A 13,344-nucleotide genomic window follows, 5' to 3' on the forward strand; every position below is an offset into this window, starting at 1 on the left:
CGATGATTTGCAGTTCACCTGCAAGGCGAGTTAGGGGTCTAATGCTCCGTACTCAAGATTCATCCCCTCTGGGGTGACTCGAAGCAGACTTGACTGACTGTACCAGTCGCCCAATACCACCCGCTTGGCTGGATGACCATCCAGATCAAAATGATGAATGTCCGGCCTGTGGGTATGTCCATGTATTAAGGTGTTTACCTTATATTCGCGCATCACCCGAGTCACTTCTGATGGTGTGACATCCATAATCTCCTGCGGCTTGTCCTGATAGTTTTGCTGGCTCTTACGCCGTCCATTTTCGGCAATTTGGCGGCGTTTTGATAACGGCAGCGCCAACATTAGCCTGGGCCACCACCAACCGCGGGATTTCTTGCGAAACGCCATGTATTCGAGGTCGCGGGTGCAAAGGCTGTCGCCATGCATGATCAACACCGGCTCGCCATAGAGATCAATCAACTGCGCTTCGGGTAGCAGTTGTACACCGGTTTCTTTGGCAAAGCGCTTGCCAATCAAAAAGTCGCGATTGCCGTGAATGAAGTAGCAGGGGATACCACTGTCGGTCAGATGTTTAAAAGCCTGCTTAATCTCTGCAGTAAAGGGATTGTGATCATCATCGCCAATCCAGGCTTCGAAGAGATCACCCAGTACGTAGAGAGCGTCGGCAGAACAAGCTTTATCCCGCATAAAACGCATAAACGCAGCGGTAATATCAGGCCGATCTGCAGATAAATGCAGATCGGCGATAAACAACGTATTGCTCATCTAAGGTGGGCTTATTCCACGATGCTAGCGGATTGGATAACCACGTCTTCCAACGGCACATCCTGATGGAAGCCGGCGCTACCGGTTTTCACTTTCTTAATTTTTTCAATCACATCCACGCCGTCGGTGACCTGGGCAAAAACACAATAACCCCAGCCATTCATGCTCTCGTCACGGAAGTTAAGAAAATCGTTATCGGCCACGTTGATGAAGAACTGGCAAGTGGCGGAGTGCGGATCGTTAGTGCGCGCCATGGCCACCGCGCCCATTTTGTTAGGCAGTTTGTTGTTGGCTTCGTTTTTAATCGGGTCTTTGGTAGGCTTTTGCTTCATGCCTGGTTCAAAGCCGCCGCCCTGGATCATAAAGCCGTTGATCACGCGATGGAAAATGGTGTTGTCGAAGAAGCCTTCACGTACATAAGACAAAAAGTTCTCCACTGTCTTAGGGGCTTCTTCGCTGTGCATGGTCATTTCAAAATCACCGTAATTGGTGCTAAAGCGTACTTTCATCCGTTGATTCTCCATAAATTTAAGCTGCGCATAGTGTATCCCAAAGGCTTAATCTGGGAAACGAGCGAATTGGCGGATGCAGCCTGGCTTGCCTTGATATAAAATCCGCCTTCTTTTGTTATTAAAGCCCATGAGGATTGTCGATGCTGCACATTTTCAACACCTTGACCCGTCAGAAAGAGGTCTTTAAACCCTTAGTTGCAGGTAAGGTGGGCATGTATGTGTGTGGTATCACTGTTTATGATCTCTGCCATATGGGTCATGCCCGCACCTATTTAAGCTTCGATATGATGGTACGCTATTTGCGTCATCTTGGTTACGAGGTCACTTATGTGCGCAACATCACCGATGTGGATGACAAGATCATCAAGCGTGCGAACGAGAATCATGAGCCATTTGAAAAGCTGATAGAGCGCACCATCGCCCTGATGCATGAAGATTTTGAGTCTATCAACTTGGTGGCGCCGGATATTGAACCTCGCGTGACCACCCATATGCCCGAGATCATCGATATCATCCAGCGTTTGATTGATAAAGGTCATGCCTATCAGGCACCTAACGGCGATGTGCTGTTTGAAGTCAGCACCTTCAAAGAGTATGGCCGCTTAAGTCGTCAGGACCTTGAGCAGCTTCAGGCTGGTGCCAGGGTCGAAGTGGCTGAAGGTAAACGTGAGCCGTTGGATTTTGTATTGTGGAAATCCGCCAAGCCGGGTGAGCCAAGCTGGGAATCTCCTTGGGGCAAAGGCCGTCCGGGATGGCATATCGAATGTTCAGCCATGAACAGTAAGCACCTGGGCAAGCATTTTGATATTCATGGCGGCGGCTCAGACCTGATCTTCCCGCACCATGAAAACGAAGTGGCCCAGTCCTGCTGTGCCCTGGATACGCCTTACGTGAACTACTGGCTGCATACAGGAATGGTGCAGGTTAACCAGGAGAAAATGAGTAAGTCCCTGGGTAACTTCTTTACCCTAAGGGATGTGCTTAAGGAATATGACGCCGAAACATTGCGCTATTTCCTGTTGTCCGCGCATTACCGTAGTCAGCTGAATTATTCTGAAGAGAATATTCATCAGGCCAGGGCAGCGCTGGAACGGCTGTATACAGCGCTAAGAGATGTGGACGCCGATAGCCATGTTGATGTGGCATTTGGTGGTTACCTCGCACGCTTTAATGCGGCGATGGATGACGATTTTAATACGCCAGAAGCCTTTTCTGTGTTGTTTGAGTTGGCCCGAGACCTGAATAAGTACAAGCAGGGCGATAGCGTTGAAGACAAAGCACAAGCGCAGAAATTGGCTGGGGTGCTGGTTCAACTGGGGGCTGTACTGGGATTGTTGCAATTGCCGCCTGAGCAGTATCTGCAATCGGGCAGTGATGATCTGGATGTGGCAGAAATTGAGCGCCTGATCCAAGCCCGTGCCGATGCCCGGGTCAGCAAGGATTGGGCGGCCGCCGATGCTGCGCGTAATGCACTTACCGAGATGGGCGTGGTGCTGGAAGACGGCCCGCAAGGTACCACTTGGCGCCGCGCATAAATCTCAGCTTCTAACCGTGGCGGGATAATACTATCCCGCCTGCTTTCAACTGATCTGCGCTTTAACCGTTTCGTCCAGCTTTAAAGCAAGAGCGTTTATCAGCTCATCAAAATCCTGTGAATCCACATCTGAGAGAAACTTCGCGTTATTTTTCAATAACCGTGGAGGCACAAACAAATAGGTCCTTTTTTTAAAGCGCCACATCCGGCAATGCCCTTTGGGATGGTGGAATCGCTCTTCCTTGCTGCCCAGAGAAAAGACATCTTGGGCGTCATCGTCTGTCTCAAAATGCTCCCCATGCCCATCTGCCAGGGTCTCTATTTCCTTGCCACTATAGGGCTCGATATTGACCAGGATGGCGGTAGTTTGCGGCAGGCCCAGCAGTGACTCACAGATAAAAAAGATATTGCCGCTTTGGCAGAACTTAAGCTGCCTGGCATCCAATTGTTGCTTCTCCTGCTCATCGGGTTGCTGATAACCCATGGCATTAAACATGCCTCTGGAAAAAGCCAGCCTGGATTCTGAAAAGTTACGATTTAAGATTTTCTGCACCAGCTCCTTACCCAAAGACTCGCCCACATCCTTGCTGGTAAATACGCCCGTTTCCACATTGAGCTGAATAAACATCCCCGATTGACTGAGCACATTTTTCACCGCTTGATAGTTGTATATGGAGAAGGGCTTTTGCGTTACCGGATTAATGGTGGAGTGGATGGCTTTGGTCATGGCTGAAAAGAAGATGGTGACATCAATAAAGGCATCTTTTATGTCTTTGTCAAAATCCTGGATGCTGTCTTTCGATGCACACAACATAATATTGCCGGTTTCACTGAACATATAGTGTTTGGTCATCGGCACATACAGAGTGGGCTCGCTTTTTTCTTCCTCGCTCTTTCCGCTTAGCCAGCGCCATAAGCGTTGTAACATGGCGATTTCCTTATTGACCGCTGCCGGCAATGGACGATTTCAGCGAGTCTACCAAGTTGTTGAATTCCGGATCCGACATGGCTTCGTTAATGGTGGATGCATGCTTGATAAAGGCTGGTGGGACGAAGAGATAAACAGATTTTAGAATTTTCAGGCTGTTGTTTTTCTTTTGCGCCTTAAAGCAGGGGCCGGCCTTGATAGTATCCAACGCATCCTTGGCATCCACCGTGATCACAATCGGGGTGATAGAGACGGCACCCAGCAGATATTCACAGACAAAAATAATGGTACTGACCCGGGTTTCCTTATTGGAGTGTTGACCGGACATCTCGATACTGCCAAGTTGATTGCCCATCCCCACAATCATATCCATCAGCGACTTGCCGATGGCGGCCAGATTGCCGCTTAGGCCAAAGATGGCCTGAATCAACTGATTGCCAAATTTAATTCCCCATTGGCTGCTTTCGAAAAAGATCTGGCTTTGGGTGACTTTAACAAAAAGCCCTGAGGACGTGACCAGGTTATTGATAGCCTGGTAGTCGAATAGGCTTCGACCGGAATCGTTGATCGCTTTGGTCATGGCTGCAAAAAACACACTTACCTGACTAAAGGCTTCTTCCGCTTCTCTGGAGATGGTGACGTTTTCAGTGCTACCGGCATTTTGGGTGGTGGCGATAAACAGATTACCGGTGGCATTGACCACAAATTGTTTGGTGGCCGGCACTTCGGCGGCCACGCTCGAGGTCGGGTTTTCTGCTCGGGTGCTGGCGTTGCTGACGATAAAATTGTCCGGGGCGGGAACGGATTCGTAGTCTTCTGACATAGCCATAGCCTTTTGTTTTTCTTAATAGATCTGTCAGGAGTACGACAGACAGAAGCCTATAAAGAACATAGTTCAAAAGAGCGGTTGTTCAACTGCAAAAGAATAACGGAGGGAAGGGGGAGGGCGCTTACACACCCTACAAATCAAAGCCCCACTTCAGCATGGCCAAAAGCACTGTTGAATAAACGATGGCCAGCGGGATCCCGAAACGCACAAAATGCGTGAGTTTGTAGTTACCGGCGGTAAAGACCAATAAGTTAGTTTGATAACCCCAAGGCGAGATAAAGCTGGCACTGGCGCCAAAAGCCACTGCCAGTGCAAAGGGCAGAACCGGTGCGTCCAGAATTTGTACCAGCGCCCACATAAAAGGGAACATCAGCGCGGCCGCGGCATTATTGGTGACTAACTCTGTGAGGGTAAAGGTGATCAGGTAGATCACCACCAATGCAACGAACGGACTGGTGCCTTGTAGATGGGGCATCAGCCATTGTTTGAGGATCTCAATGGCGCCGGATTGCTCCAGTGCGGTGGCCAATGCCAGCGAGCCGACAATCACCATAATCAGATTGATAGGCAGGTAACGTTTCAGTTCATTGCCGCTGACAATACCGGTGAAAGTGAGGGCCGCCAGCAGGAACAGCAATGAAATCGCCAAATCTACAAAGGCGGTGGCGCTTAGCAATATGGCCAGTAAAAAACCGCCCAAGGTCAGCACTTCTTGCTTGGCGGTGAGTTTTTTACTGATGCTGTGCTCTGACAAAATAAAAAAGTTTTTACTGAGGTTATTGCGCTTGGCAAAATCCGGTCCGGTGGCCAATAACAGATTGTCACCGGCTTGCAGAGGAATATCCCCAAGCTTGCCAGATAGCTGTTCCCCATCGCGGCGAATGGCGACCACCGCAGCATCAAAAAGGGCGCGAAAGCCAATTTGTTTAAGAGTTTTATCAATCAGCGTGGCGCGGTTGGAAACCATCACTTCAGTCAGGTTTTCCCGCAGCAGGCCATTGGATTCGGCAAACAGGGAAAGACCAGGAAGATGGGAAAGACTGTCCACCCGCTTAATATTGCCACTGAAAATAAGCTTATCGCCCGCTTCAATCAGGATATCCGGGGTGACGGGGCTGATTAGGTGCTTGTGGCGGACAATCTCTACCAAAAACAGCTCAGGTAAGTTTCTAAGGTGATTTTCTTCCACCGTCTTACCAACGAGTGGGGAATCTTCATGTACCTTAGCTTCGATAAAGTATTCTTTGTAGTCAGGGCGTTTTGACTCAATCACTGGCAGCCAGGATGACAGCACATACATGATCACGCCACCGGCTAATCCCGCCGTCAGTCCATAGAGGGTAAAGTCTAAAAAGGCAAAGCCGGGTTGTCCCTGTTTGACCAAGAAGCTATCCACAATCAGGTTAGTGGAGGTGCCCACCAAAGTGACTGTACCGCCCATAATGGCCGCATAGTTCATAGGCAACAACAGCTTAGAGGCTGGCTGTAACTGATTTTGCTTAATAGGGCTAAGCAAACTAGCGACAATAGCCGTATTGTTGAGCACCGATGAGGACGTGAAGGTCAGTGCAAACATGCGCCAGTAGCTGGCAGCATAGCTTTTGGTCACTAATTTTCTGGCCAGGCTCTTAATCATAGAGGTTTTATCGACGGCGACACTGACCAAAAGTAGCAATACCAGCGTTATCAAACCCTGATTGGTGAGTCCGGCCGTGGCGTCTTTAAGGCTAAGCTGCCCACTGCCAAGTAATGCCAGCAAGGCCAACGTAAAGATGGCCTCGGGGCTTTTATCGCTGACCACCAACGCAAGAATGGTGGCAAAGAAGATAGCGGATACCAGAATCGGGCCAAAATCCATGATAGATGTTTACTCTTTACTGATATCCAAAGCTTGCCAATGAGGGAAGTGTTTACGAATCAAGGCATTAAACTCTAACTCAAATTCAGAGTAGGCCGCCTTGGCTTCGTTTTTACTCTGTGTTGCCTCAATAATCATGCCTGCGCCTACGGTACCATTGGTCATTCTGTCGATAATGATAAAAGCGCCGGTTCGACGGTTAGTTTTATAGGCATCGCAGGCAATGGTCTGGGTGAGTTTGATTTCACCCACGGCAATTTCGTTTAAGTTCAGATGCAGGGCTTCCCTGTGCTCCAGGGTGTTGACGTCAATCAGATAGTCCAGATTTTTGACCACGCCCGCTACTGATTTAGTGGCAAACTTAAACTCATACTGTTTATTAGGCATCAGTGGTTGCTCTGCCATCCACACTAAATGGGTGCGGAAGCTGTTACCCAATAACGGCAGATTGTCGGATTTGACAATCATATCGCCGCGGCTGATATCGATTTCATCTTCTAGTGTCAGAGTGACTGCTTGTGGGGCGAAGGCGCGCTCGAGGTTGCCATCGAAGGTCACTATCTCTTTAACCTTGGATGTTTTGCCTGAGGGCAGGGCTGTAATGGCATCACCAGGGCGAATTTCGCCCGATACCACGGTGCCGGCAAAGCCCCTGAAGTTCAGGTTAGGGCGGTTGACATACTGCACCGGGAAGCGGAAATCCGTACGATTCTGGTCCTTACTCAGAGGAATATTTTCCAGCATCTGCATCAGACACTCGCCCTGATACCAAGGCATCTTCTCACTGCGGTTAACTACATTGTCGCCTTTAAGAGCCGACAAGGGCACAAAGCGGATATCGGCAATATGTAATTGCTTGACAAAGGCCAGATAATCTTCGCGGATTTTGTCATACACGGCCTGATCGTAATCCATCAGGTCCATCTTGTTGATGGCCACGATCACGTGCTTAATGCCTAGCAATGAAACCAGAAAAGAGTGACGACGGGTCTGTACTTTTACGCCACCTCTGGCATCCACCAGAATAATGGCCAGATCGCAGGTAGAGGCGCCGGTCACCATGTTACGGGTGTACTGTTCGTGTCCTGGGGTATCGGCGATAATAAATTTGCGCTTGTCGGTGGAGAAGTAGCGGTAGGCTACGTCAATGGTAATGCCTTGCTCACGCTCCGATTGCAGGCCGTCTACCAAAAGCGCCAGATCCACTTCTTCGCCCTGGGTACCGACTTTCTTACTGTCTTTGCTGATAGCCGCAAGCTGATCTTCGTAAATCATCTTGGAATCGTGCAATAGGCGTCCAATCAGTGTGCTTTTACCGTCATCCACGCTTCCGCAGGTAAGAAAACGCAGCATATCCTTGCGCTCGTGCTGATCTAAGTAAGCGATAATATCTTTTTCTAGCAGTTCGTTTTGGTTGTTCATTTTCCAATATACCTATGAACACCCGATGCCATTGGCAGCGGGAAAAATATTGTCTGAATCTACTCTGCCCTGACCAGGAAGTAGGGGTTTAGCAGTGACTCTTTCTGGTTGTATTTCAGCGCTTTAATCTGTTCTTGCCAGGGTTTATCCGCCTGAAGCTCAACCACATGTGCACCCGCCGCGTTGGCCACCGCATGGGCAGCGGCCGTGTCCCATTCGCTGGTAGGACCTAAACGTGGATACAGATGGGCCTTACCCTCGGCGACCAGACAGAGCTTTAAAGAGCTGCCCATAGCAACCAGTTCTTTTTCGCCCGGTAGTTGTGCCAGAAAGGCTTCAATTTCAGGTGATTGATGTGAACGACTGCCCACTACCTTCCAAATATCACCATGTTGAAGAGAAGCTGGATGAATAGGATGTCGCTGGCCATTTTCTATCTTAAACGCGCCTTTTCCGACTTCTCCTACATAGGTGATATCCAAAGCTGGTGCATAAACAACGCCTAGCACCGGCTCACCCTCACTAATCAGAGCGATGTTGACAGTGAATTCACCGTTTTTCTTAATAAATTCCTTAGTGCCATCCAGAGGATCCACCAGCCAATACTCTGACCAACTCTGGCGCGTTGCCCAGGGAATGTCGGCCGATTCTTCAGACAGAATCGGGTAGTCAGAGACGGCTTTAAGACCGGCCACGATGATTTTGTGAGCCGCCAGATCGGCTTCGGTTAAGGGGCTTTTATCGTCCTTTTGTTCAACCGAAAAGTCCCTGGCATAGATTGCCATAATGGCATCGCCGGCTTGTTTGGCAATACTGATAAGCTGGTCAGTGAAATCGCTCACAGATAGCCTCCCAGCTTGAGCGCTTCTATTAACTCCGCCGCCGATTGCTCTGCACTTTGCTCTTTGTATTGCAGGTGCACTTCGGGAGACTCGGGGGCCTCATAGGCAGAATCGATACCGGTAAACTCTTTGATTTCACCTTGTCTGGCCTTTTTGTACAGACCTTTGGGATCGCGCTTTTCACACACCGCCAGCGGTGTATCCACAAAGACTTCGACAAATTCGTTGTCTGAAAGCAATTCACGACAAAATGCACGATCGGCTTTAAAGGGTGAAATAAAGGCGGTGATAACTATTAAACCGGCATCCACAAAAAGCTTAGTTACTTCGCTGATACGACGAATATTCTCGACCCGATCTTTGTCTGAAAAACCCAAATCACCACACAGGCCATGACGAATATTATCGCCATCCAGTAAATAGGTGTGCTTGCCCAAAGCATTCAACTGCTGTTCGAGTTGATTGGCGATGGTGGACTTGCCAGAGCCGCTTAATCCGGTTAGCCAAATTACCATCGGCTTCTGGCTTTTTGCTTGAGCTCGCTCGGCTTTGCCGATTTTATGGTCATGCCAGGTGAGATTGTTTGCCATTAGAAATATCCCTCCATCTTCTTCTTCTCCATCGAACCGGCACTGTCATGGTCAATCACGCGGCCCTGACGCTCGGAAGTCTTGGTCAGCAGCATTTCCTGGATCACGTCTGTCAGGGTTTCGGCTTTAGAGCGCACCGCGCCGGTCAATGGGTAGCAGCCCAGGGTACGAAAACGCACCCATTCCATCTGCGGCTTCTCACCTTCCTTAAGGGGCATGCGGTCGTCATCCACCATGATCAGCACACCGTCGCGCTCGACCACAGGCCGGGGTTTGGCAAGATAAAGTTCAGGAATATCGATGTTTTCCAGATAGATGTATTGCCAGATATCCAACTCGGTCCAGTTAGAGAGCGGAAATACGCGGATGCTTTCGCCCTTATTGATGCGGGAGTTGTAGATATTCCACAACTCCGGGCGCTGATTCTTGGGATCCCAGCGATGGTTTTCATCACGAAAAGAGTAAACACGCTCTTTGGCGCGGGATTTCTCTTCATCCCGGCGCGCACCACCAAAAGCGGCATCGAAACGGTGCTTATCCAAGGCCTTTTTCAATGCCTGGGTTTTCATAATGTCGGTATGCTTGGCGCTGCCCACAGTAAAGGGATTGATGTTATTGGCTACCCCTTCTTGATTGGTGTAGACAATCAAATCCAGCTTGTGCTCTTTGGCCATACGGTCGCGAAACGCGATCATTTCGCGAAACTTCCAGGTGGTATCCACATGCATCAGCGGGAAAGGAATGCGCCCCGGTGCAAAGGCTTTACGGGCCAGATGCAATAAGACAGAGGAGTCTTTACCCACAGAGTAAAGCATTACCGGGTTTTCGAATTCGGCTGCCACTTCACGGAAAATGTGGATGCTTTCTGCTTCTAGCTGTTTGAGATGGGTCAGGGTAGATTGATTAATGTCCATTAAAGAACTGACTCCGGTAGTAAGCACTGTTAGGGAAGTTAATGCTTATAACGATATCATGAAGAACAGAGCATAGATTATGCTAGTTGGTTATTTCTAATAGCAATTAATAGAGGAAAAGAAAGAGCTCCGCTTAACCCATTCCTTCGCGTTCAGAAACCCAGCTTAACGCTTCCACGTATATATCGGAGACCTTATCCATTTCAACATTAAGCTCCTTGGCCAGGACTTGTCCTTCTGACCAAAGGCCTTCTTCAAAGCATTTAACCAGATTGAGATAGGTGGCTAACCGTCCCTTATCCTGGCAAAGCGCATCCTTAATTTCGCTGGTAATGGGGAGCTTGTCGAGTAGCTCGGGTAGGGGAGAGTCGAGCAACGCATCCAATAGCGACAAAATCCCTGTCAAAAAGGCGGAGGCGGGCTCACAAGGCTGGCCTGGTTCACTGGCCAATGACTCCATAAATCTGGCCCTGATCAATGACATCACGGTTAAGGCAACAGGTTTATTGTCAGCAAATTGGGCGGCAAAAAGCAGGGATACAAACCTGCGTAATTCCTGCAAACCCAACACTACAATAGCCTGCTTAATGCTGGAGATGTCATTGCTGCGTTTAAAAATAGGCGATTGGGTGTAACGCAGCAGCTTGAAGGACAGGTTTACATCCTTTTCAAACACATCGGTGACCGCGTTGATATCCGGATCCGGGCCTGACAGCTCACTCATGATCCTGGCAACCGTTAACTGAGAGGGATTTAAAACGCGGCTTTGCAGCACTTCCGGTTTACTGAAAAAATACCCCTGGAAATAACAAAAGCCCAGATCCAGGGCCTGACGATATTCCTCATGGGTTTCTACTTTTTCTGCCAAAAGTTTAATATGGGGAAACGGTACTAAAACTCTCTTGATGGCCAGGATTTCTTTGACCGGGGTTGCCCGAAAATCAATCTTGATAATATCGATATAGGGATAGAAGTGTTGCCAGGCGCCCTGGTGTTCGTAGTCATCCAGGGCTATCAGATAACCCTTGCTTTTAAGCTCTTTGCAGGCATTTAACAGCGACCGGGTAGGGCGAGCCGTCTCCAGGATTTCGACTACCACTTGTTCCTTGGGCAGTAGCAAGGGATAGCGGTTGATTAGTGTGTCCTGGGTAAAATTGATAAAGGCAGGTTTCTTGTCGGTCAGGGTATCAAGGCCAAGATTGAACTGCAGGCCTTCAACAATTTTCGAGGTGGCAAGGTTGTCTTCAATATTGGGAAAGACATTTTCCAGGCTTTCCCGAAATAACAACTCATAGGCAAACAACTTTTTGTCTTTGTCTAATATCGGCTGTCTTGCTGCGAAAAACGCCATTTCACGTTACCTAACGTTCAGCGGTTTACCCGCACTTCTGCATCTACGTTAGCACAATAAAAACCTTTACATAACAACAAATTTACGACCTTAAAAAGCAACAAGCCCACTAGCTAGTGAGCTTGTTAAACACAGTCAAATCAGTCACTGCCAGTCAGGATTGCGATACTGCCTCACTAACAGGCTGATTAAGGTCTGCATGCAGGCGCGCTTCCATCTCATCATGCTTATCCAGCATGGCTTTGCTGGGTGCTTTGCCCAAATGGCTGACCACCAAAATGGTTAAGGTACAGAGGATAAACCCAGGCACGATTTCATACATCCAGGTGCTTAATGACTGGCCATTGATGCTGATGGGGGCATATATCCAGAAAAGCACTGTAGCTGCACCCACCAACATACCGGACAAGGCGCCTGCCAGGGTCATGCGTTTCCAGAACAAACTCAATATGATGACCGGACCAAAAGCCGCACCAAAGCCCGCCCAGGCATTGCTAACCAGATTCAGGATGCTATTTTGCGGATCCCAGGCCAGGGCGATGGCCACAATGGAGACCAGCAGTACCGAGATGCGCCCGACCAGCACCAACTCTTTATCGCTGGCATCCTTATGCAGAAAGGCCTTGTAGAAGTCCTCGGTCAGGGAACTGGAGGTCACCAGCAGCTGGGATGAGATAGTACTCATAATGGCCGCCAGAATGGCAGCCAGCAGGAAACCACCAATTAAAGGGTGGAACAGGAACTGCGAGAAAATAATAAAGATGGTTTCGGGGTCGTCCAGCGTCATCTTGGTTTGCGATACATAGGCAATGCCCACAAAACCGGTGGCCAGGGCACCGATAATGGACACAATCATCCACGACATACCAATGGTGCGTGCTTTAGGGATGTCTTTGACCGAGCGAATGGCCATAAAGCGCACGATAATATGAGGCTGGCCAAAATAGCCCAGGCCCCAGGCCAGCAAGGAGATAATACCCAGGGTGGACAAGGTCTCTGTGCTTAATGCATTGGTAAACAGGCTCAAAAAGTTGCTATCAATACTGCGTACTTCCGCTACCACTGGCCCAATACCGCCAAGTTCGCTAAAGGCCACCACCGGCACCAATACCAACGAGATAAACATAATGCAGCCTTGCACAAAGTCGGTCATGCTCACCGCCAAAAAGCCGCCAAACAGGGTATAGGCCGCTACCACACCGGCCGTCACAAACAACCCTGTGCTGTAATCCATGCCAAAGGAGCTGTCGAACAGCTTGCCTCCGGCCACCAGGCTGGCGGAGGTATACAGGGTAAAGAAAACGATGATCACCAGGGATGAGAATATACGCAGATAGCGTTTGTTATCTTCAAAACGGTTGGCGAAATAATCGGGAATGGTAATGGCATCATTGGCCACTTCCGTATAAACCCTCAGACGCGGCGCCACCAGTAAGTAATTCAGCAAGGCACCTACCACCAGTCCTACGGCAATCCAGATCTGTGAAATACCGGCAGCATACATAGCGCCGGGCAGGCCCATCAGCATCCAGCCGCTCATATCCGAGGCGCCGGCGGAGAGTGCTGTAATACCAGGCCCCAAACGACGACCACCGAGCATATAGCCGGACACATCATCGGTTGAGGTTTTATAGGCATAAAGGCCAATGCCGAGCATGGCAATAAAATAGAGGGCTAACGATAATAACGTGCCAGTTTCCACTCAAAACTCCTATGGTTACTACTGACTGAAGATGAATAAATTAGAAGAAGCAAATATTATAAATTTCAGTCAATTAGCCTACCATCCTAACAATTCGCTA

12 protein-coding genes are annotated in these 13,344 nt (G+C 49.1%); 1 reads left to right on the forward strand and 11 read right to left on the reverse strand.

Features of this window, described 5'->3' with window-relative positions:
• Positions 1-30: 30 nt before the first annotated feature.
• A complete protein-coding gene (gene lpxH / locus P2G88_RS07395) occupies positions 31-762 on the reverse strand; it encodes a UDP-2,3-diacylglucosamine diphosphatase (protein WP_275795188.1) in 732 nt (243 codons plus the stop codon).
• A gap of 11 nt (positions 763-773) precedes the next feature.
• The gene (locus tag P2G88_RS07400) at positions 774-1,271 is read right to left on the reverse strand and encodes a peptidylprolyl isomerase (RefSeq protein ID WP_275795189.1); all 498 of its coding nucleotides are present in this window, start codon (positions 1,269-1,271) and stop codon (positions 774-776) included.
• A gap of 143 nt (positions 1,272-1,414) precedes the next feature.
• Between P2G88_RS07400 and cysS the strand changes: the two genes are divergently transcribed.
• Positions 1,415-2,809, forward strand: a complete 1,395-nt coding sequence (gene cysS / locus P2G88_RS07405) for a cysteine--tRNA ligase (protein ID WP_275795190.1) — start codon at positions 1,415-1,417, stop codon at positions 2,807-2,809.
• 45 nt (positions 2,810-2,854) lie between these two features.
• On the opposite strand, the gene P2G88_RS07410 is transcribed toward cysS, so the two are convergent.
• The 9 genes from P2G88_RS07410 to putP all read right to left on the reverse strand — a co-directional run bounded on the left by P2G88_RS07410 (position 2,855) and on the right by putP (position 13,244).
• Positions 2,855-3,736, reverse strand: coding sequence for a hypothetical protein (locus tag P2G88_RS07410; protein ID WP_275795191.1), 882 nt, complete (start codon positions 3,734-3,736; stop codon positions 2,855-2,857).
• 10 nt (positions 3,737-3,746) lie between these two features.
• A complete protein-coding gene (locus P2G88_RS07415; RefSeq protein ID WP_275795192.1) occupies positions 3,747-4,559 on the reverse strand; it encodes a hypothetical protein in 813 nt (270 codons plus the stop codon).
• Between the two features lie 136 nt (positions 4,560-4,695).
• A complete protein-coding gene (locus tag P2G88_RS07420) occupies positions 4,696-6,423 on the reverse strand; it encodes an SLC13 family permease (protein ID WP_275795193.1) in 1,728 nt (575 codons plus the stop codon).
• A gap of 9 nt (positions 6,424-6,432) precedes the next feature.
• On the reverse strand, positions 6,433-7,845 hold the full coding sequence (gene cysN, locus P2G88_RS07425) for a sulfate adenylyltransferase subunit CysN (protein WP_275795194.1): 1,413 nt from the start codon (positions 7,843-7,845) through the stop codon (positions 6,433-6,435).
• 59 nt (positions 7,846-7,904) lie between these two features.
• Positions 7,905-8,687 (reverse strand): 3'(2'),5'-bisphosphate nucleotidase CysQ, encoded by a 783-nt coding sequence (cysQ, locus tag P2G88_RS07430; RefSeq protein WP_275795195.1) that lies wholly within the window; start codon positions 8,685-8,687, stop codon positions 7,905-7,907.
• Entirely contained in the window at positions 8,684-9,277 is a 594-nt protein-coding gene (gene cysC / locus P2G88_RS07435; protein WP_275795196.1) for an adenylyl-sulfate kinase, read from the reverse strand. Before cysC ends, cysQ begins: the two co-directional genes overlap by 4 nt.
• Positions 9,277-10,191, reverse strand: a complete 915-nt coding sequence (gene cysD / locus P2G88_RS07440) for a sulfate adenylyltransferase subunit CysD (protein WP_275795198.1) — start codon at positions 10,189-10,191, stop codon at positions 9,277-9,279. The genes cysC and cysD overlap by 1 nt, the downstream gene beginning before the upstream one ends.
• Before the next feature lie 133 nt (positions 10,192-10,324).
• Positions 10,325-11,542: an HDOD domain-containing protein gene (locus P2G88_RS07445; protein WP_275795199.1), complete on the reverse strand. Its 1,218-nt coding sequence runs from the start codon at positions 11,540-11,542 to the stop codon at positions 10,325-10,327.
• 154 nt (positions 11,543-11,696) lie between these two features.
• Entirely contained in the window at positions 11,697-13,244 is a 1,548-nt protein-coding gene (gene putP / locus P2G88_RS07450; protein ID WP_275795200.1) for a sodium/proline symporter PutP, read from the reverse strand.
• Positions 13,245-13,344 lie beyond the last annotated feature (100 nt).

Source organism: Aliiglaciecola sp. CAU 1673 (assembly GCF_029223185.1).
In the GTDB taxonomy this organism is placed as follows: domain Bacteria; phylum Pseudomonadota; class Gammaproteobacteria; order Enterobacterales; family Alteromonadaceae; genus Bowmanella.